Origin of the sequence: Stenotrophomonas sp. SrG (genome assembly GCF_050031795.1) — a bacterium.
Lineage (GTDB): Bacteria > Pseudomonadota > Gammaproteobacteria > Xanthomonadales > Xanthomonadaceae > Stenotrophomonas > Stenotrophomonas rhizophila_A.
In genome coordinates, this window is the sequence record NZ_JBNBBE010000130.1 from 1 (window position 1) to 293 (window position 293).

The following is a 293-nucleotide window of genomic DNA, read 5'->3' on the forward strand; positions in this document are numbered from 1 at the left end:
AACGGGGCTGCGTTCGGCGCGTTCGTGGACATCGGGGTACACCAGGACGGCCTGCTCCACATTTCGGCGTTGGCCGACACCTAGGTCAAAGACCCGCGCGACGTGGTCAAGGCCGGCGACATCGTCAAGGTGAAGGTGCTGGAGGTTGACGGGGCCCGCAAGCGCATCGCGCTGACCCGGCGCCTGGACGATACCCCGGCCCCCGCCAAGGCCCCCGGCGACCGCGATGCGCGCCCGGCCGGCGGCGGTCGGCGCGACGGCGGTGGTGGTGGCGGCGCCCGCCAGGGAGGCCG

1 pseudogene is annotated in these 293 nt (G+C 73.7%); it reads left to right on the plus strand.

From position 1 onward, the window contains the following. Window positions 1-293: pseudogene (locus ACQG3P_RS19255) on the plus strand (S1 RNA-binding domain-containing protein); the annotation flags it as partial.